General features: G+C 60.8%; 22 protein-coding genes, 1 tRNA gene and 1 riboswitch. Of the genes, 12 read left to right on the top strand and 11 right to left on the bottom strand.

Translation table 11 applies throughout. The features are described from left to right. Positions 1–132 precede the first annotated feature (132 nt). Both GDN47_RS15670 and GDN47_RS15675 read left to right on the top strand, forming a co-directional pair. Entirely contained in the window at positions 133–636 is a 504-nt protein-coding gene (locus tag GDN47_RS15670) for an RrF2 family transcriptional regulator (RefSeq protein WP_113332039.1), read from the top strand. Between the two features lie 29 nt (positions 637–665). Continuing rightward, positions 666–1,127 (top strand): carboxymuconolactone decarboxylase family protein, encoded by a 462-nt coding sequence (locus GDN47_RS15675; RefSeq protein WP_145633403.1) that lies wholly within the window; start codon positions 666–668, stop codon positions 1,125–1,127. 87 nt (positions 1,128–1,214) lie between these two features. Here GDN47_RS15675 and GDN47_RS15680 read toward each other — a convergent pair whose 3' ends face one another. Further along, positions 1,215–2,255 (bottom strand): glutamine synthetase beta-grasp domain-containing protein, encoded by a 1,041-nt coding sequence (locus tag GDN47_RS15680; RefSeq protein ID WP_145633407.1) that lies wholly within the window; start codon positions 2,253–2,255, stop codon positions 1,215–1,217. A 445-nt stretch (positions 2,256–2,700) separates the two neighbouring features. Between GDN47_RS15680 and GDN47_RS15685 the strand changes: the two genes are divergently transcribed. Next, complete coding sequence (locus tag GDN47_RS15685; RefSeq protein WP_015338743.1) at positions 2,701–2,892, top strand: DUF2735 domain-containing protein; 192 nt, start codon at positions 2,701–2,703, stop codon at positions 2,890–2,892. Positions 2,893–2,901: 9 nt separating this feature from the next. Here GDN47_RS15685 and GDN47_RS15690 read toward each other — a convergent pair whose 3' ends face one another. Together GDN47_RS15690 and GDN47_RS15695 are read right to left on the bottom strand one after the other, a co-directional pair. After that, complete coding sequence (locus GDN47_RS15690) at positions 2,902–3,537, bottom strand: YitT family protein (RefSeq protein ID WP_113332037.1); 636 nt, start codon at positions 3,535–3,537, stop codon at positions 2,902–2,904. Positions 3,538–3,644: 107 nt separating this feature from the next. Beyond that, entirely contained in the window at positions 3,645–4,589 is a 945-nt protein-coding gene (locus tag GDN47_RS15695; protein WP_113332036.1) for a class I SAM-dependent methyltransferase, read from the bottom strand. A gap of 165 nt (positions 4,590–4,754) precedes the next feature. Here GDN47_RS15695 and GDN47_RS15700 point away from each other — a divergent pair, with 165 nt between their 5' ends. The 3 genes from GDN47_RS15700 to GDN47_RS15710 are packed head-to-tail and all read left to right on the top strand — an operon-like array spanning position 4,755 to position 6,892. Further along, positions 4,755–5,021 carry a DUF6460 domain-containing protein gene (locus tag GDN47_RS15700; protein WP_145633413.1) on the top strand — a complete coding sequence of 89 codons (267 nt, stop codon included), beginning with the start codon at positions 4,755–4,757 and terminating at the stop codon, positions 5,019–5,021. Position 5,022: 1 nt separating this feature from the next. Continuing rightward, entirely contained in the window at positions 5,023–5,526 is a 504-nt protein-coding gene (locus tag GDN47_RS15705) for a CAP domain-containing protein (RefSeq protein ID WP_113332034.1), read from the top strand. Positions 5,527–5,542: 16 nt separating this feature from the next. Further along, positions 5,543–6,892: an MATE family efflux transporter gene (locus tag GDN47_RS15710; protein ID WP_145633416.1), complete on the top strand. Its 1,350-nt coding sequence runs from the start codon at positions 5,543–5,545 to the stop codon at positions 6,890–6,892. Here GDN47_RS15710 and GDN47_RS15715 read toward each other — a convergent pair. Next, positions 6,868–7,956: a quinone-dependent dihydroorotate dehydrogenase gene (locus GDN47_RS15715; protein WP_145633419.1), complete on the bottom strand. Its 1,089-nt coding sequence runs from the start codon at positions 7,954–7,956 to the stop codon at positions 6,868–6,870. The two genes, GDN47_RS15710 and GDN47_RS15715, sit on opposite strands and share 25 nt — an antisense overlap. Further along, the gene (locus GDN47_RS15720; protein WP_113332031.1) at positions 7,953–8,309 is read right to left on the bottom strand and encodes a DUF952 domain-containing protein; all 357 of its coding nucleotides are present in this window, start codon (positions 8,307–8,309) and stop codon (positions 7,953–7,955) included. The genes GDN47_RS15715 and GDN47_RS15720 overlap by 4 nt, the downstream gene beginning before the upstream one ends. A 104-nt stretch (positions 8,310–8,413) precedes the next feature. Here GDN47_RS15720 and GDN47_RS15725 point away from each other — a divergent pair, with 104 nt between their 5' ends. The 4 genes from GDN47_RS15725 to GDN47_RS15740 all read left to right on the top strand — a co-directional run bounded on the left by GDN47_RS15725 (position 8,414) and on the right by GDN47_RS15740 (position 11,533). Beyond that, positions 8,414–8,842 (top strand): hypothetical protein, encoded by a 429-nt coding sequence (locus GDN47_RS15725; protein ID WP_113332092.1) that lies wholly within the window; start codon positions 8,414–8,416, stop codon positions 8,840–8,842. Positions 8,843–8,979: 137 nt separating this feature from the next. Next, positions 8,980–9,648: a S24 family peptidase gene (locus GDN47_RS15730; protein WP_113332030.1), complete on the top strand. Its 669-nt coding sequence runs from the start codon at positions 8,980–8,982 to the stop codon at positions 9,646–9,648. 15 nt (positions 9,649–9,663) lie between these two features. Next, a complete protein-coding gene (locus GDN47_RS15735; RefSeq protein ID WP_113332029.1) occupies positions 9,664–10,941 on the top strand; it encodes a hypothetical protein in 1,278 nt (425 codons plus the stop codon). Between the two features lie 178 nt (positions 10,942–11,119). Continuing rightward, positions 11,120–11,533 (top strand): tellurite resistance TerB family protein, encoded by a 414-nt coding sequence (locus GDN47_RS15740; RefSeq protein ID WP_015338732.1) that lies wholly within the window; start codon positions 11,120–11,122, stop codon positions 11,531–11,533. A 24-nt stretch (positions 11,534–11,557) separates the two neighbouring features. On the opposite strand, the gene GDN47_RS15745 is transcribed toward GDN47_RS15740, so the two are convergent. The 3 genes from GDN47_RS15745 to GDN47_RS15755 all read right to left on the bottom strand — a co-directional run bounded on the left by GDN47_RS15745 (position 11,558) and on the right by GDN47_RS15755 (position 14,484). Next, positions 11,558–12,367: a transporter substrate-binding domain-containing protein gene (locus tag GDN47_RS15745; protein ID WP_233788613.1), complete on the bottom strand. Its 810-nt coding sequence runs from the start codon at positions 12,365–12,367 to the stop codon at positions 11,558–11,560. A 202-nt stretch (positions 12,368–12,569) separates the two neighbouring features. After that, positions 12,570–13,145 carry an acyltransferase gene (locus tag GDN47_RS15750; protein WP_113332027.1) on the bottom strand — a complete coding sequence of 192 codons (576 nt, stop codon included), beginning with the start codon at positions 13,143–13,145 and terminating at the stop codon, positions 12,570–12,572. A 112-nt stretch (positions 13,146–13,257) separates the two neighbouring features. Beyond that, positions 13,258–14,484 carry an MFS transporter gene (locus GDN47_RS15755; RefSeq protein WP_152093731.1) on the bottom strand — a complete coding sequence of 409 codons (1,227 nt, stop codon included), beginning with the start codon at positions 14,482–14,484 and terminating at the stop codon, positions 13,258–13,260. 99 nt (positions 14,485–14,583) lie between these two features. On the opposite strand from GDN47_RS15755, the gene GDN47_RS15760 reads away from it, so the two are divergent. Then, complete coding sequence (locus tag GDN47_RS15760; RefSeq protein ID WP_152093732.1) at positions 14,584–15,492, top strand: LysR family transcriptional regulator; 909 nt, start codon at positions 14,584–14,586, stop codon at positions 15,490–15,492. Between the two features lie 6 nt (positions 15,493–15,498). Here the strand turns inward: GDN47_RS15760 and GDN47_RS15765 are convergent. Further along, positions 15,499–15,572, bottom strand: a tRNA-Gly gene (locus GDN47_RS15765). A 58-nt stretch (positions 15,573–15,630) separates the two neighbouring features. Then, positions 15,631–16,725: a 2'-deoxycytidine 5'-triphosphate deaminase gene (locus GDN47_RS15770; protein WP_069611245.1), complete on the bottom strand. Its 1,095-nt coding sequence runs from the start codon at positions 16,723–16,725 to the stop codon at positions 15,631–15,633. 72 nt (positions 16,726–16,797) lie between these two features. After that, a riboswitch (SAM riboswitch) is annotated at positions 16,798–16,876 on the top strand. Positions 16,877–16,919: 43 nt separating this feature from the next. Here GDN47_RS15770 and GDN47_RS15775 point away from each other — a divergent pair. Beyond that, entirely contained in the window at positions 16,920–18,107 is a 1,188-nt protein-coding gene (locus GDN47_RS15775; protein WP_152093733.1) for an O-succinylhomoserine sulfhydrylase, read from the top strand. An 80-nt stretch (positions 18,108–18,187) separates the two neighbouring features. Here the strand turns inward: GDN47_RS15775 and GDN47_RS15780 are convergent, their stop codons facing one another. Further along, complete coding sequence (locus GDN47_RS15780; RefSeq protein ID WP_152093734.1) at positions 18,188–18,901, bottom strand: DNA helicase; 714 nt, start codon at positions 18,899–18,901, stop codon at positions 18,188–18,190. Between the last annotated feature and the right edge of the window lie 72 nt (positions 18,902–18,973).

Raw genomic sequence — 18,973 nt, forward strand, 5'->3', positions numbered from 1 at the left:
TCACTGTTGTGACAGAGGGGGGTGTCAGACGTCCGACATATTCAAATGCAGCTTACATGCCGCTCATTTCAAGGGCCTTGACTCCCACCATAATCGTGGATAAAAATTATCTACAATTAGAAAGGCACCAAGATGAAGCTCGGAGACGGCGTCGAACAATCCATCCATTGCGTTGCCATGCTGTCGGGTTTGTCCGATGGCGGCGTGCTCTCGGCTGCGGCGCTTGCGGAATTTCACGGCGTTTCGGTCAGTTATCTTCTGAAGCACCTGCAGGCGCTTTCTGGCGCCGGCATTCTCGATACCGTGCCGGGGCCGAAGGGCGGATATCGGCTGGCGCGCAAGCCGGAGGAGATCACGCTTCTCGATATCGTACTGGCGGCTGAAGGCCCAGCACCCGCCTTCCGCTGCGCGGAAATCCGCCAGCGCGGCCCGAACCCGCTGGAAGGGCGCTACTTCGCCAAGCCCTGCGGCATCAATGCCGCCATGCTGGCAGCAGAACGCGTCTATCGGGCCGAATTGGCAAAGACAACGATCGCCGACGTGCTGACCGACCTCCGGCAGACGGACACGGACGGTGGCATAGCCGCGAGAGGCTGCGCCTTTCTCGAGCTGCATGAACGCAAGACCAGAAACTGAACCTCAATTTAAAACCCAAGGAGAAGACCATGCATCCGCGTTTCAATTTCGCCAAAGCCTCCCCGGACTCCTACAAGGCCGTCGTCGCGCTGGAAAACTTCGTTCAGAGCAGCGGCCTTGAGCGCCGCTTCATTCACCTGATCAAGCTCCGCGCCTCGCAGATCAACGGCTGCGCCTATTGCGTCGACATGCATGTGAAGGAAGCCCGCCACGATGGCTTGAGCGAACAGTGGATCAACCTGATGTGCGTCTGGTGGGAATCGCCAGTTTATGACGACCGCGAGCGTGCCCTGCTTCGGTGGGTCGATTCCGTCACCAAGATCGCCCAGACCGGCATTCCGGATGCCGATTTCGAACCGCTGAAACAGCATTTCAGCGAAGAAGAGATCGTCAAGATCACGGTCGCAATCGGCACGATCAACATCTGGAACCGTCTTGCCGTCGGCTTCCGCTCGCAGCATCCGTTGGATGCGGCAAGCAAGGCTGCCTAGAACCGTTATCATCAAAGCAAAAAGCGCGGGACCGGAATCCCGCGCTTTTCGTTTATCTCCGCCTCGGAAAACCGAGATCGAAATACGTCAGGCAGCAACCGAGCCGAAGCCAGCGGTCGGAACTTCCGAGATGGTCTTCAGAACCTGGGAAGCGATCTGGTAGGGGTCGCCTTGCGAGTTCGGGCGACGATCTTCGAGGTAGCCCTTGTAGTCGTTCTTGATGAACGAGTGCGGAACGCGGATCGAGGCGCCGCGGTCGGCAACGCCGTAGCTGAACTTGTTCCACGGAGCCGTTTCATGCTTGCCGGTCAGGCGCATGTGGTTGTCCGGACCGTAAACAGCGATGTGGGCTTCGAGGTTCTTGTCGAACTGAGCCATGAGTGCTTCGAAATAGGCCTTGCCGCCGACTTCGCGCATGAACTTGGTCGAGAAGTTGCAGTGCATGCCCGAGCCGTTCCAGTCGGTGTCGCCAAGCGGCTTGCAGTGGAACTCGATGTCGATGCCGTACTTTTCGCACAGACGCAGCAGCAGGTAGCGTGCCATCCAGATCTGGTCGGCGGCTTTCTTGGAGCCTTTGCCGAAAATCTGGAATTCCCACTGACCCTTGGCCACTTCGGCGTTGATGCCTTCGTGGTTGATGCCGGCTTCGAGGCAGAGGTCGAGGTGCTCTTCAACGATTTCGCGAGCGACATCGCCGACGTTCTTGTAGCCGACGCCAGTGTAGTACGGGCCCTGCGGAGCCGGATAGCCGGATTCCGGGAAGCCGAGCGGACGGCCGTCCTTGTAGAAGAAGTATTCCTGCTCGAAACCGAACCATGCGTCTTCATCGTCAAGGATGGTCGCGCGGCTGTTGGATTCGTGCGGGGTAACGCCATCAGGCATCATGACTTCGCACATGACGAGAGCGCCGTTGGTGCGGGCCGGGTCCGGATAGATAGCGACGGGCTTCAGCACGCAGTCGGAGCTGCGGCCTTCGGCCTGCATCGTCGACGAACCGTCGAAGCCCCAAAGCGGAAGCTGCTCGAGCGTCGGAAATGCGTCGAATTCCTTGATCTGCGTTTTACCGCGCAGGTTCGGTACCGGGGTGTACCCGTCGAGCCAGATGTACTCGAGCTTAAACTTCGTCATTACGCACCTCATAACAGTTAATCAGGCGAAGTAGGAAAAACTTGGCCGGCGCGCCCGCCGGAAAATTCCTCACTACGAACGGCTGCCAAGAGAGATGCATGTGCCGTGCCAGATCGCATCGACACCTAGCCCGCCAGGCGAGATTTTTATGATTGAGGCGTGTTCGGGCAAGATTTCCCAGTGCCAAGCATCAGATTCTTTTCAAATCGCCGCCATGGCTCCAATCGAGCTGCCAAAGTGTCGCAGGCTCGACCGGGCCCTAAAACGGATTGGAAAATCGGCAGACCAAAGAAACGGCATCGGCGACACCATCGTCGATTTGCCTATAATTTCATCATTTAGCATTTTTTTTAAGCGAAATGGTGATATTCGCCTTCGGCTTTGCTATATATGAGTTGTCTCTTGAAGCGCGCCCGCTTGAACACCAAAAAGGGAGAGACAAAGAATGGCAATCGGTACTCGGCACGAAACCGCAAAGATCTATCAGTTTCCCGTTACGGCTCGCCCCACGGCGCTCAGCCAGCGTCCGAAGGTGAACCTCACCCCGGATATCGGCCCGTCCATTGCGACGGCCGCATTCGATAGCTGGTATCACGAAGCCGCGATCGTCGAATCTGACGAGACCCGCAAGCAGTAGGCTTTAGCTTTACAGCGCTATATAGCGATCCGAGCGATGATTGATCGCGACGAAGAGATTGAGTGCGATTGCACCGATCACCGAGCAGATGACCACAGCAGGCGTGGTCACCGCAAAAGCGACCGCGAGCACGCATAGGTCGATTGCAAGCTGCACCAACCCTGCCCTCATGCCGAAACGCTCCTGCAGGTAAATCCCCAGAATGCCGACGCCGCCGAGGCTTGCCCGATGGCGATAGAGCGCGAGCAGCCCGAAGCCGAGCAGAATGCCGCCGAGCACCGCCGACCAGAGCGCGTTGATATGCGCGACATCGAAGAGCAGCGGCTGCAGGTTGGTCAGCAGCGAGGTGAGCGCAATGGCGATGAAGGTCTTGATGGTGAAGACCGGGCCGAGCTGTTTCAGAGACAGATAGAAGAACGGCAGATTGACCACGAAAAAGGCGAGGCCGAAATTCACGCCGGTCGCGTAATGCAGCAGGAAGGCGATGCCGGCAGTGCTGCCGGTCAGAAGGCCGGCGCTTGAAAGGCAAAATAGCCCAAGCGAGGAAATCAGACTGCCGGAGACGATGCCCTGAATATCCTCGATCCACGAATGCCGGGTCGCGGACGTATTCCAGATACCAAATGCGCTCTTTGCGTTTGCCATGTGATTTCCCCTGGGTTTCAAGGCTTTTTGCTGAAAGCTCAGGCGATAATCAAGCGAAAATACGTAAGCAATGCTGACCTATTTCAAATTCGCAAGATTCGAAATCATCAAGCCGATTTCCGGGTAAGGAACAGAATGCCGTGGACCGGTTTTCCGCCATCCATGCGAATGGTGCTGCGGGTGACATTCAGCACCGCAAAACCATGAGCGGCCAAAATCCGCCTGACATAGGCTTCCGAATGGGCGAACCGCAGGGAATCGCGCAGCACATAGCCGTCCGGCTGCTCCGCATCTTCAACCGAAAAGGCAAAGACGGCGCCATCGGCCGAAAGTTTCTGCACGATCGCCGTCACGCCATGCAAATCGCCGAGATACATCAGCACGTCGGCCGCAGTGATCAGATCTGCGCGGCCGGCCTCAAGCTCACCACCGAAAATGCCTGACAATTCCGGCTCAAGCGCGAGATCGGCCTGGCCGAGGTGATCGTAGACATTCTTTTCGGCCGCCTTGGCGAGCATGCCCTTCGACAGGTCGTAGCCTTCCAGCCGATCGACCCGGGCGCGGATTTCCGGCCCGAGCAGGCCCGTGCCGCAGCCAAGATCGATCGCGAGGCGGAAATGTTTCGGGATACCAGCCGTTTCGACAATTAGGCCGGCAAGCTTGCCGGGCACGCTGTAGCCGAGCTTCTCGACCAGCGAGGTTTCGAAGCGGTCGGCATAGTCGTCGAACAACCGCTCGACATAGAGGCTCGGTGGCCGGTCCGGCACATCGGCACCGCCGAGAACGGCAAGCTTGAGGCGGGCGCCGAAGACATCGCCTTGATCGAGCATCAGCACTTCGTTCAGCGCCGCGATTGCGCCGGATGCATCGCCGGCCTTCTCGCGATAGGTCGCAAGCGTGAACCAGCCCGCCGCCCAGCGTGGTACCAGCTCCAGCGCCTGCTCCATCAGCTCGGCCGCACTCGCGGGTTCTCCGCTCTCGGCAAGCATCTTCGCATAATCGGCGCGGCGGTCGGCGATGACATCGCCGGAGGAAAGCTGGCTTGGCAGCATGTGTTTCATCCTGTTTGATGCTCGCCTTTGAACGCGGCCATAAAAAAACTCAAGTCCTATTTCAGGCAGGCGCTGGTTTAGGGTGTAAGCTGGGCGAAAGTGCTTGCGAGTCGCAGGTGCCGGCCCTATCTCAGCACCGACCGACTGCCATATGGAGACGTCAGCATGTCCGATCAGGTGAACAGATTCCTTGGCGACTCGCCAGGCAGAACGCTGGTGAAGCTCGTCATCGTGTCGCTCGTGGTCGGCTTCGTGATGAAGTTCTTCGGCTGGCGGCCGCTCGATTTCCTCTATGGCGTCCGTCGCTTCCTGCTCGATCTCTGGCACAGCGGCTTCGCTGCGCTTGGCGAGTTCGGCGATTATGTGCTGCTCGGCGCCTCCATCGTCATTCCCGTCTTCATCATACTTCGTTTGTTCCACTACCGCCGCTGACATGACCTCCCAGACACTGACCTGCACGCGCCGCGATGCGCTGCGCCTCGCCGCTCTTGCGCTCACCGCATCCGTCGCAAGCTGCGCCACGCCGCCTGCCCGGATTTCCAGCATCCCTGCCAGCGACCAGACCGCCTCTGCTCTGCCGCTCGTCAATGCACTGCGCGCCAAGAACGGCTTGCCACCATTGAAGATCGATACCGCTGCCAGCACCGCCGCCGTCTATCAGGCGAGGCGGATGGCGGATGCCGGCAAGATGGAGCACCTGATCGGCCTCGGCGACGATTTCGGCAAGCGGGTCAAGGCAAGCGGCGTCAAGCTGCCGGCAGCGGAGAACATTGCCGAGGGCCAGCGCGACGTGAATGCGGCGGTGACGGCCTGGATCAATTCGCCGAAGCATTTGCACAACATGCTCGGCAAATATGATGGCCTTGGCGTCGCTCTTGCCTATGCCCCCTCTTCCGGCGACAGGCCTTATTGGTCCATGGTGCTTTCCTCGAACTGAGGAGGCGTAACGTCAAATGGATGTCCAGCAAGGGAGCCGGCGGATTCTGCCCTTCGACGTGACGCATCGGCTCGTGCTGTCGATCGCGATTCCGATGACGCTCGGCTTCATGACGACACCGCTGCTCGGCCTTGTCGATACGGCCGTCGTCGGGCATCTCGGCCAGCCGGACGCGCTGGCGGGGCTTGCGATCGGCGCCGTGTTGTTTGATCTCCTTTTCTCAAGCTTCAACTTCCTGCGCGCCTCGACGACAGGGCTCACCGCGCAAGCCTACGGCCGTCATGACCGGCACGAACAGCAGGCCGTCTTCTGGCGCGCGCTGATATCGGCGCTCACATCAGGCATCCTGATCGTGCTCTTGTCGCCTCTTCTCCTTTGGCTCGGCCTCAAGCTCATGGGACCGCAAGGCGGCATCGCGGAGGCGACGCGCACCTATTTCTCCATCCGCATGCTGTCGGGACCGGCAGCGCTTGCCAATTACGCGCTGCTCGGCTTCGTGCTCGGCCGTGGTCAAGGCCGCATCGGGCTTTTGCTGCAGACCGTCATCAATGGCGTCAATATGGTGCTCGCCATCCTGCTCGGGCTCTATCTGGGCTGGGGTGTGGCGGGTGTTGCCTGGGGCACACTGATCGGCGAAGCGAGCGGCATGCTGCTCGGACTTTTGATCGTGCTGCGCAGTTTTGCCGGCGAGGAGCGCCCGGCGCGCGCGGAGCTGCTCTCGCGCACCAAGCTCACGCAGCTCTTCGCGCTCAACCGCGATATCCTCATCCGCACCTTCGTGCTGATTGCCGCCTTCACGCTGATGACGCGTATCGGCAACAGCTTCGGCGCCGTCATGCTCGCCGCCAATGCGGTGCTGATGAACTTCTTCCTGCTGTCGGGCTATTATCTCGACGGGCTCGCGAACGCAGCCGAGCAGATCACCGGCCGCTCGATCGGCGCCAATTACAGGCCGGCCTTCGAGCGCGGCTTGAAACTGACAGCGCTCTGGTCCTTCGGGTTGGCGCTTGCCGCCGCCATTTTTTTCTTTACGGTTGGGCCGGCGCTGATCCGCCTGCTGACAACTTCCGAAGAGGTGCGCCTCGCTGCGGAGACCTATCTGCCCTGGGCGGCAATCACCGGCCTGACTGGGGCGCTCGCCTTCCTGATGGATGGAGTCTTTATTGGCGCCACATGGTCGCGCGAGATGCGCAACAAGATGCTGCTATCCTTCGGCGGCTATCTCATAGCGCTCGCCGTCTTCGTGCCGACGCTTGGCAATCATGGCCTGTGGATGGCCATGAACGCCTTCCTGCTGTTTCGCGGCATCTTCCTGGCCATGGGCCTGAAGAAGCGGGCGGATCAGACGTTCCGATTCGCCCAGTAGTCCAGCTTGGTATCGCGCAGGTCGCGGATCGAGCCGGCGCGCTCGCGATCGAGCAACTTCGAGAGATCCGCCACGACGCGGCCCGGCAATCCCGGGCCTTCATAGACCATGCAGGAATAAAGTTGCACGAGATCCGCGCCGGCCTTGATCTTCTCCAGCGCCGTTTCCGCTGAGGAAACGCCGCCAACACCGATGATCGGCAGTGCGGCACCGACGCGGCGGCGCATCTTGGCAAGCACCACAGTCGATTTTTCGAAGACCGGCTTGCCGGAAAGGCCGCCTGCCTCTTTCGCCTGACGCTGGTCTTTCAAGCCATCACGCGAGAGCGTGGTGTTGGAGACAATCAGGCCATCGAGCGCATGCGACAATACTTCCGCGGCGATGTCATCCATGCCCTCCTCGGTAAGATCTGGCGCGATCTTGAGAAAGACGGGAATGCGCTTGCCGGCCTTGGCCGCTTCCTCGTCGCGCGCGGCAAGCACCGCCGACAAAAGGGCCGACAGGCTTTCGCGCGCCTGAAGATCGCGCAGGCCCGGCGTATTCGGCGAGGAGATATTGGCGGTGAAATAGCGCGCCACGGAATAGAAGCGGCGGATACCGGCGACATAATCGGCGATGCGGTCAGCGCTATCCTTGTTGGCGCCGATGTTGACGCCGATGATGCCGTTGCCGCGGATGGTTTTGAGGCGCTGAAATGCTGCCTCATGGCCCTCATTGTTGAAGCCCAGGCGGTTGATGACGCCTTCGTCTTCGACCAGCCGGAAGATGCGTGGGCGCGGATTGCCCGACTGCGCCTTCGGCGTGACCGTGCCGATCTCGGTGAAGCCGAAACCAAGCTTCAGCAGCGCCTCCGGCACTTCGGCATTCTTGTCGTAGCCGGCGGCCATGCCGATGGGGTTGACAAAGTCGAGCCCTGCCACGGTCTGGCGCAGGCGGGGATCGTTGCGTGTGCGGCAAGCGGGAACGAGGCCGGATTTCAGCGCCGCAATCGACATGCCGTGTGCCGTTTCCGGATCGAACAGGAACAGGCCGCGCCGGCCGAGGTCGCGAAAGGCGCCGATCATTCCGCCATCTCCGGAAAGAGGTGAGCTCCATCGTCGCCAATCGGCAGCGGCTTTTCCCAGAGCACGACCGAAAGTGGCAGCGGCGCATAGAGATGCGGGAAGAGATCGCCACCGCGCGAGGGTTCAAACACCAGCTTGTCGCCGAGCGCGTCGCCGTCCACCGCCACCAGCAGCAAGCCGGTCTGTCCGGCGAAATGGCGCGCCGCCGTCTCTCTCGCTTGCTTCGCAGTGGAGAAATGAATGTAGCCATCGGTCAGATCGATCGCCGCGCCATGAAAAACGCCGGTTTGTCTGGCTTGCTGCCAGAGCGTGTCCGGCACGATCTTGTAAACCACTGGCATGGCGGTCATCATCCCTCTGTAAAGCTGTGCTGATAGGCTTTGCACGAAAACATCAGCCGATGTCCACGGTTTCCGTGATGGATTTGGGTTTTAACGCAGAAAATCCGGAGGATGACATGACGAAGGAACTGAAAATCGGTCTTGCAGCCATGCTGGTGCCCACTGCTATTCTTCTCTCCACGCCGGCTCTTTCAGCCGAACCGGATGCCGAACGCTTCCAGCTGGAGCGCAGTGGCGATCATTTCATCCGCCTCGACAAGCAGACCGGGGCGATGTCCATCTGCCAGGATCAGGGCGGCAATCTCGTCTGCCGCATGGCCGCCGACGAGCGCAGCGCCTATGACGACGAGCTCGATCGACTGTCCGATCGCGTGACGAAGCTGGAAAAGACCGTTGCCGCAAACAAGGGATCGAGCCTGCCCGACGACGCCGAGATCGACCGTACGCTCGGGATCATGCAGAAATTCATGCGTGGCTTCATGGGCATGGCGAAGGAATTCCAGAACGAGCAGCCGGACGCGAAGCCGCAGCCGCAGAAGACTTGAGACCGCGAAAAACCGCGGGCGAAAGCACGGGGATAAAGGACCGTATTCCTATACCGGTCTTTACTCGCCAAAATGCCTCGGTTAACCTTTTCTGAAGAGCAAAGCGCCGGGCGAGCCGGCGCGGATACCGAGCGGCGATGCTGTCACACGAGCAGATATGGGGTGCGATCGACCGGCTTGCCGAGCGGCATGCCCTGACCCCTTCCGGTCTCGCCCGCCGCGCCGGCCTCGATGCCACCTCCTTCAACAAATCGAAGCGGCTGAGCCAAGACGGACGCCTGCGCTGGCCCTCGACGGAATCGATCGCCAAGATCCTCGATGCGACGGGTGCCAGCCTGGAGCAGTTCCTGAGCTTCATCCGGCCCGCCGAGACGCCGGGCGCTACGACTCCACCAAACGGGATTTTGCCGGCCGGCAACGCCATACCTCTGATCGGCTTTGCCCAAGCGGGCGCAGGCGGCTTCTTCGACGATGGCGGATTTCCAGCCGGTCAGGGCTGGGACATGGTGGAATTTCCCGTCGCTGCCGGGCACAGGACCGGCGCCTACGCGCTGGAGGTGCAGGGCGAAAGCATGTTGCCGCTCTATCGCGACGGGGATATTCTGATTGTCGAGCCAGGTGCTCAGATCAGGAAAAACGACCGTGTCGTCGTGAAGACCCGCGAGGGCGAAGTCATGGCCAAGGTTCTGCTGCGGCAGAGCGCCAAGTCGATTGAGCTTTTGTCGCTCAATCCCGAACACCCCAACCGCAGCTTCGATCTTGCGGATGTGGAATGGATTGCCCGGATCATTTGGGCCAGCCAATAGGAAAGTTTTCTCGTTATGCGTCGTAATATTTGGCTTGCAGGTGCGGCAGGCGCGATCGTCGGTTCTTGGTTGACCCTCGTCGCGATTCAGGTCAGCGAGCGTGGTTTCAGCCTGCCCCACCGAGACCACAGCGACACGACGGCTCAAAGCAAGCCGGCTGTGACTGGGCCGGGCGAGACCGCCAAGGCCGGCACCACACCACCAAAGGCTATAGAAGCACCCAAGCCAGCCGAGACCACGAAGCAGAACGACGCAAATTCAGGTCAGGCGCAATCGGAGGGCCAACCGGTAGCGCAAGCCGCCGGCTCGGCCACGCAAGCAGCGAAGGATAAGGCAACGATCCTCGCCACAGCGTCCCCATCGACAAGCAGTTCCGACGGCAGTCCCGAGCTGTCCGCCGCTGCCATGGCGGCGGCTGCGGCGGCGAGCGATGGCGACGAGACTAAGGCCGCGGAAAACAAGACGGCGGCAGCGCCGCCGGTGACGCAACAGGACGACAAGGTTCCGACCGACGCTGCCCGTTCGAACGACGTATCGACGAAGCCAGAGGAAATCCAAAAGCTGCCGCCTGCGACAGATATGGCGAGCGGCAAGGACGCCGCCACGTCCCAGGCCCAGCAGTCAAGCGAAAACACGCCGGGCAAGGCGGTAGCCGCTTCATCGGAGACTGGGTCTGACGACCAGGCCAAGACCGATCCCATCCCGGACAACCGGATACCGGCCGACCAGATCGACAGGGAGACGGCGGCGGCCGAACATCGAACCCTGCCGCCGGAATTGCCGCGGCAGCAGCCAGCGTCTCAGTCCGAACAGGCAGCACTTGATCCCGCATCCAAGCCGCAGGAGCAGACGACAACGATCGAACTCGTCCGCCCCTTCTCGGATCAGGCCGGCATATTGACCATCACCGGTAGGAGCGTACAGCTCACCGGGATCATTCCGACCGATGTCGATCGAATGTGCACCGGCCCGAGCGGGAAGGACTGGCCCTGCGGCCAAGCCGCGCGCACGGCATTCCGCATGTATCTGCGTGGCCGATCGATCGATTGCGATGTGCCCGATGCCAACTGGAAAGGCACCGTCAAGGGCGCCTGCCGCTATGTCCGCGTCGATCTCAGCGCCTGGCTGGTGCGCTTCGGCTGGGCCGATCCGGAGCCAGGTTCGCCGCTTGCATCGCTCGTCGACGAGGCCAAGCAGAAGAAGCGCGGCATGTATGGCGACGATCCGCGCAAGAATGGAAAATCGACGCTCGGGCCGGCCTTGCCCAAGGAAGATCCGCTCAATCCGATCTGACGTCTTGCTTCAGCCACCACAGCGCCGCGCGTCATATATCGCGCGCAAAGGCCGCTACGGCACTTCCAATCCGCCGCATAATTCCTTAAATCGATTCCGATTCAAGGAATTATGCAGTAACTTTTGCCATGGGACGCGCGACTTTTCAGCTTGCCAAATTCAAAGGACTTCGCCTGTCATGAACAAGCCGCTTTCTGCTCACGAGGCCCTGATCTACGTCATGGTACTGGCCTCGGCCGTCGATCGCACGATGAACGACCGGGAGCTCAGCCGCATCGGGGAGCTCATTCACGCCCTGCCGGTCTTCAAGGGGTTCGACGACGAGAAGCTGATTTCCGTCTCTCGCGATTGCGCCAAGCTTCTTTCGAACAATGAGGGATTGGACATCGTGCTCGAAACCGTGCGCGATACGCTTCCCGCCCGTCTTTATGACACAGCCTACGCCCTTGCCGTCGAAGTCGCTTCGGCCGACCTGTCGGTCAAGGCCGAGGAATTGCGCCTGCTCAGCCTGCTTCGCGACCGTCTCGGCCTCGACAAACTGACTTGTGCGGCCATCGAACGCAGCGCAATCGCCCGTTATCGCAAGGCCTAGAGGCTTTTTCCGAAATTGCGCTAATCAGTAAAGCCCATAGGGAAAATAGCGCAGATAAATTTCCTGCAGCCTGCCATCGCGAGACAGCGTGGCAAGCGCATGGTTGATCGCCGCCGTCAGATCGGCGTCCTGCTGGCGCAGCATGATGGTCATGCCTTCGCCGAGAAATTGCTGTGACAGGTAGGGACCGTCAAAAAGAGCGCAGCATTTTTCCGCCGCCGGCGACGAGACCCAGAAGGAAAGCTGCAGGCCATCGGCAAATGCGGCATCGACCTTGCCGTCCTTGACGGCGGCCAGAAGCCCATCCTTGTCATCGAAGGGCACCGGCTTGATCGCCGGGAAGAAGGCCGTCAGCATTGCCTCATGCACTGTGCCCTTGACGACGCCAACAGGATGTCCCGAGAGCGAGGCAGCTGTCGTGCCGCCGATCAATGCCTTGAGATTGCGCACGAAACGGGCAGGCAACATCAGGAACGGCCGTGAAAAGGCGAAGGTCTTGCGCAGTTCGGGTGTGACCGCAACGCCGGCGATGACGGCATCGCCTTGCGAAGCGGCAAGTGCGCCCTGCAATTCGCCAAAGGGCAAGGCCTGGATCTGGCACTTGTCCGCTATTGCCAGCTCGTCGCAGATCTTGCGCGCCAGCTCGACATGGAAGCCGGTGAGCTTGCCGTTCTGATCGAGGAAATTGAAGGGCGGAAAGTCGATCGACGTCAGGAAGCGCAGTCTGACCAGCGAAGACAGATCCGGCTTCGGCAGGCGCTCACGCGCATCGAACAGGATCGGCAGGCTCGGCGGCTTCGTCTCCTGAGCGGCAAGCGGCAGGGTGCAGGACATGGCGATCAAGGCCGTAAGCGCAAGATGCCGGGCGGCCGACATGATCGAGGAAAGGCAAACACGCATGGTCTGGATCCGGCCTCCGGTCGTGGATGCACATTTCTGGTTTCACGAATCCGATGTAGCAGAGTCATGCCGCAGGGGGAATATCGCGGCCTACTGATGGTCGAAGCGGCTCCGGGATGAGCGGCGTTCGAGCCTTTTACTTTTTCGGCAGAACGAGCCGTTCAATCTTTGCCGATCGGGTGCCGCCCGCCTCCCCGCGCCGCTTCAACAGCCTTGCCGGGGTACCGACATAGATGCCGTAAGGCTCGGTCCTACCCTTGACGACGGCATTCGCACCGATGACGCATCCTTTGGAAATATGGGAGCCACCGAGGATCTTGGCGCCCGCTCCGATCCAGACATCGTCTTCGATGACGATCGGCTTCTTCGTCACGCCCTGAAGACGAATTGGGCGGGAAATATCATCGAAATTGTGATCGAAGGAAACGATCATCGCATGCGCAGCGATGCGTACATCATTGCCTATGACGATCCCGCCGCGGCCCAGCAGAATGCTGTAATCGTTGAAGGAGACGTGATTACCGATCTCGATGCTGCCTTCCTGTGCATCGATGACGACTCCCTTGCGGAAATGCACTCTTTCCCCGATGCGAACGTCGCCGCGCCGCCAGATGATCCTGGTGCTGAGAGGTACTTTCGTGCTGCGGGCGATCTTCAGCGCACCACTCCGAAAGAGCGCCCTCAGCCTGTAAAACCATGCTATTCCACGCATTCCGACGCTCCTGACAAGGGGCGCCTGTTTTTGCATGCTTGTCTGGCGGCCACCTGAATGCGTCACAGATGGCGATGCGGCAGCGCAGTCACAAGTGTTGTCCTTGCATTGCTCAGGTGCGCGCAGCAAGGCCCGTGATCAATGCAATCACGCCAAAGCCCGCCGCCCCTGCGCATACCGCAGCCCAGCCGCCGAAATCCCATGCCGTGCCGGCGAGCGCCGATCCGAGAGCCCCGCCGAGGAAGAAGATGCCGACGAACAGACCATTGATCCGCCCGCGCGCCTCCGGCTTCAGGAGATTGACGGCACGGCGACCCAAGGTCTGATCGCCGGTGACGCCGACATCGAGCAAGACGGCGCTCATGCCCAGAAGGATCAACTGGGCCACGGAGCTGCCCGAGCGTATTCCACCCACCCAGGCGGCCAGCGCCATCGCGGCAAGCACGATCAGATGCGAGGCCAATGTCGCCGTCCGCGTCCATCCCCTGTCGCCCATACGGCCGAAGACGGAGGTCGCCGCGGCACCACCGGCGCCCACAAGGGCAAACAGCGCGATGCCGGATTGGCCGAGCGAGAACGGCGGCTGCGCCAGACGCAGTGCGACGGAAGTCCAGAACAGGCTGAAGCTCGCCATCATCAAGGCCGCCGTGAAGGCGCGCAGCCGCAGCACCGGTTCCTCCTGCAAAAGCTTGAAGAGCGAACCGATCAAGGCCCCGTAGTTCGTGCTGATCAGAGGGCGCCGCTCGGGCAGGCGCAGGGCAAGCACAGCGGCGAGGAGCGCAAGCGTTGCGGCGCTCAGGGCATAGAAACTTCTCCAGCCCCAAAAGTCGGCAATCAGGCTCGCCAAAGGGCGTGAGACAAGAATGCCGACCATGACGCCGCTCATGACATTGCCGATCACCCGGCCGCGATGTTCGGGCGGCGCCATCGCTGCCGCGATGGGCACGAGGATCTGGATGGCGGAGCAGGCCGCTCCCAGAAGGAAGAGGAAGATCAACAGGCTCCAGCCGGTCGGCGCGAAGGCGGCGGCAACGGCCATGACCAGAGCCGAAAGGAGCATGCGCAGCACCAGCTGCCGGTTCTCCATAAGGTCCGCCAGCGGCACCAGAAAGAACAGGCCGGCGGCGTAGCCAAGCAGCGAGGCCATGGCCACCAGGCCGGCACCGCTTTCGGAAAAGCCGAGCGACGGACCGATGATGCCGACCAGTGTCTGAGGCGCGAAAAGATTGATGATGATGACGCCGGTCGCGATGGCGAACAACAATGTCGAGGGAGCGGCCGTTGCTGCGGAAACCTCTTCCTCCGACTCGCTCGTGATGCATTCCGGGACCTGCGACATGATCTCTCCAAATTTCTGATAATAAAGATAGCCATCTTTATCGCTTCGTTGCATAATGCGGCAATTGAAATGAACTAATAATGATTATGCGAGCTCAGCATGAACATTCATGACCTGGAAGCTTTCGTCGCAGTGGTGGAAACAGGTTCGATCGTTGCCGCCTCCGCACGCATCAATCTGACCCAGCCAGGCATCACCCGGCGCATACAGAACCTGGAAGACAGTCTCGGCATCGCTCTCCTCGACCGGCAGTCCAAGCCCTTGCGGCCGACGGCGGCAGGACGCGAGGCCTATGAGCATGGCCGTCGGGTGCTGCGCTCGCTCGACGATCTCAAGGCCGGCGTTTCGCCCGGCGGCACGATCGGCGGCGAATTCCGCCTCGGGATCATGCCCTATCTCTCCGAAGCGGCCTTATCGGCCCCGCTCGACGAATTGCGCGGCCAGTTTCCGCAATTGACGCTGCGCATCGTTACCGGCTGGTCGCCGCAACTGATCGAACAGGTCGCTCACAGTCAGCTCGATGCGGCAACCGTCTGCCTGGCGGAAGGGCTGCAGCCGCCGGATAATGTCGTCGGCGAGATGCTCGGAGTCCATGCCGTCATTCTCGTCGCGGCACCGTCGCTGGGCGTCCCCAAGGAACCGAGATTGGAAGATCTCTCCCGCTTCCCCTGGATCATGAACCAGAGCGGCTGCGGCTTTCGCGCCTTCATTCAGCATCGCTTCGAAGCCGAACGCCTGCCCTTCGACGTCGGCGTCGAGGCCATGAGCGCCGATCTCAGAATGTCGCTGGTCGCGCGCGGTCTCGGCATCGGCGTCTTGACGCCGGCCGCACTAGCAGACAGCCGCTGGCGCGATTTGGTCGAAATCGTCGAAGCCCCGGATTTCAGCCCGAAAGTCGTCAACTGGCTGGTGCATCGGCCGCCGGCGGGGCGGCTTGCCCGTCCGATCGCAATTTTTGGGGAAGCGCTGAAGGAAACGCTGAAAACGAAGAGACCGCTTCTCGCGTGAAGATTATGGAGCGGGTGAAGGGAATCGAACCCTCGTATTCAGCTTGGGAAGCTGCTGCTCTACCATTGAGCTACACCCGCCTGACACCGTGAGATGTCCAACAGTTACCGGCCTCTGTCAAGGCCGGTCGGCAATCGATCAAAGCCGGAAGTGCTTGGAGAGCTTCAGACCCTGTGCCTGGTAGTTCGAGCCGAGGCCAGAGCCGTAGAGGCTGCTTGGCTGTTCCAGCATGTGTTCATAGATCAGGCGACCGACGATCTGGCCATCCTCGAGGATGAAGGGCACTTCGTGGCTGCGCACTTCAAGCACGGCGCGGCTGCCGCGGCCGCCGGCCGGGGCATGGCCGAAGCCGGGATCGAAGAAGCCGGCATAGTGGACGCGGAATTCGCCGACCAGCGGATCGAACGGCGTCATCTCGGCGGCGAAATGCGGCGGCACATGCACAGCCTCGCGCGAGACGAGGATGTAGAATTCATCGGGATCGAGGATCAGCTCGGTGCGGCCGCGGCTATAGAGCGGTTCCCAGAAATCGAAAATATCGTGCTGGGCCTTTTTGTCGACGTCGACGACGGCGGTATGGTGCTTGCCGCGATAGCCGATCAGGCCTTCCTTGTCGCCGGCAAGATCGATCGAGAGCGCGATGCCGCCGCCGGTGATATTCGGCTTCTTGCTGGCGACCAGCGTCTCGCTCTCGTGTAGCGCCAGCAGTTCCGGCTCGGTGAGCAGGGCCTGGCCGACGCGGAAGCGGATCTGCGACAGGCGCGAACCGCGGCGAACGACGATCGGGAAGGTGCGCGGGCTGATTTCGAGATAGAGCGGGCCGGAATAGCCGGCCGGGATCTTGTCGAACTCCTGCGCCCGGTCGGTGATGACGCGGGTGAAGATGTCGAGACGGCCGGTCGAGCTCTTCGGATTGGCGGAGGCCGACATATCCTCGGGTAGATCCAGCCGCTCCATCAGCGGCACAATATAGACGCAGCCCGTTTCCAGCACAGCGCCTTCGGAGAGATCGACCACATGCAGTTTCAGCCGGTCGAGCTTGTCGGCGACGAGATGTGATGGACCGGGCATGAAGCTGGCGCGGACGCGGAAGGCATGCGAGCCGAGCCGCAGGTCAAGGCTTGCCGGCTGGATCTGATCGACGTCCAGTTCTCTCTCGCTCGTCAGCCGCCCCGTTTCAAACAGCGCTGCGATGGCGCGATCGGCCAAAATTCCAGTATTGCGAGCCATCATGCTTCTCTCATAATTTGTCGCAGACAAAACCAAACTCGGGGAATTGACGCAAGCCGTCAACGGCAGTATTGCAACTTATCCCGTGGTGATTTGGCCGGTCGGCTTGCAGCCACGTTAAACAAATGGCTAAAAAGACCGGGGTTGAACCGGTCTGCTTTTGCGACCGGTTTTTTTGTTTTGAAAGTGGTGATGGCATGAGCAAGACTTGGCGCCCCGCAACCCAGCTCGTACACAACGGAACGCTCCGTTCGCAATTCGGCGAGACCTCCGAAGCAATCTATCTGACCCAGGGCTTCGTCTACGACACGTCGGAAGCGGCGGAAGCCCGTTTCAAGGGCGAGACGGACGGCTTTATCTACGCCCGCTACGGCAGCCCCACCAACGACATGTTCGAAAAGCGCATGTGCGCGCTGGAAGGCGCTGAAGACGCCCGCGCCACCGCGTCCGGCATGGCCGCTGTCTCCGCAGCCATCCTTTGCCAGCTGAAGGCCGGCGATCATATCGTCGCTGCCCGCGCCCTCTTCGGCTCCTGCCGCTGGGTGGTCGAGACGCTGGCTCCGAAATACGGCATCGAATGCACGCTGGTCGACGGCCGCTTTACCGAGAACTGGGAAAAAGCCATCCGCCCGAACACCAAGGTTTTCTTCCTCGAAAGCCCGACCAACCCGACGCTGGAAGTGGTCGATATTGCCGCCGTCGCCAAGCTCGCCAACCAGATCGGCGCAAAGGTCGTGGTCGACAACGTCTTCGCCACGCCGCTCTTCCAAAAGCCTTTGGAACTCGGCGCCCATATCGTCGTCTACTCCGCCACCAAACATATCGACGGCCAAGGTCGTTCGCTTGGTGGCGTCATCCTTTCCGACAAGCAGTGGATCGACGAGAACCTGCAGGACTATTTCCGCCACACCGGCCCGGCCATGTCTCCCTTTACCGCCTGGACGCTGCTGAAAGGCATTGAGACGCTGCCGCTGCGCGTTGCGCAGCAGACGGCGAACGCCTCCAAGGTTGCCGATTTCCTCGCCGAGCAGACCAACAAGGTCGCCCGCGTGATCTATCCCGGCCGCAGGGACCATCCGCAGGCCGATATCATCGCCAAGCAGATGAGCGGCGGCTCTACGCTGGTCGCCTTCGAGCTCAAGGGCGGCAAGGAAGCGGCCTTCAAGCTGCAGAATGCGCTGGAGATCGTGAAGATTTCCAACAATCTCGGCGACTCGAAGAGCCTGATCACCCATCCTGCCACCACGACGCACAAGAACCTCACCGACGAAGCCCGCGCCGAGCTCGGCATTTCGCCGGGCACCGTGCGCTTCTCCGCCGGCATCGAAGACAGCGCGGATCTGGTCGAGGACTTCGCCCGCGCGCTCGAGCAGGTTTCCGCCTGATATCGATCGAGCCGCCCGGATTTTTCCGGGCGGCTCCACCTGCCCTCATCGGGCAATCTCGCGAGAGATAGGGTAGCTCGTCAGCTAGCGGCCTTGAATTCAACCTGACCGTTGTTCAGGAAGACCGTCTTGTCGAACAATTTGAGATCCAGCGGATTCGGCAGGCGAACATCCGAGAGATCGGGCACTGGTTTCAGCGCCGGATCATAGGAACGGTCGATCTGCGAGACAAAGACGACGATCACGCCTCTGGCGCGCGCAAACGCCTTCAGCGCCCGGACCTGGATCATCAGCTCCGGTTTTTCCCGTTTCTGATCGAGCAGCTGCAGAAAATCGACCACCGCCAGCGTGCCGCGTGACGCACCGGCCAGCCTCTCGACGATATAATCGGCGCTGATGGCATCTGAATTGTCGAATTCGAACAGATCGGCAAATTCCGCATAATCGGCACCGATGACAGGAAAACGGTCCAGGACGACCTTTTCCGTGTCCTCCAGCGTGAAGAAAACACCGCGATTGCCAGCCTTCATGGCTTCGACGGCGAGCCGCAAGCTCATTAGGGTCTTGCCGTGACCGCGCCGCGCGCCGATCAGCACCAGATCGCCCGGGCTCAGACGCGAATATAGCTCACCGATGGGCACAGCTGAGCTCGTTTTGCTTGCGAGCAAGCTCCAGCCCGCAAAGCCTTCGCCAGCCGCGACGCGATCCAGCGCGGCGTGCAAGGGGATTTTCTGCTGGCGAGACAGGAGCCTAGCCTTGCGCTTTAAATGATAAACAGGGGCAGAAAGCCTCATCTAAACCTCCTATTGCGAGCAATGACCGCAACCCCTCCTTATGCCAGGCGCTCAAACAGTCGGTTTTGATAT

It is taken from the genome of Martinezella dioscoreae (assembly GCF_009176305.1).
Taxonomy (GTDB): Bacteria; Pseudomonadota; Alphaproteobacteria; order Rhizobiales; family Rhizobiaceae; genus Rhizobium; species Rhizobium dioscoreae.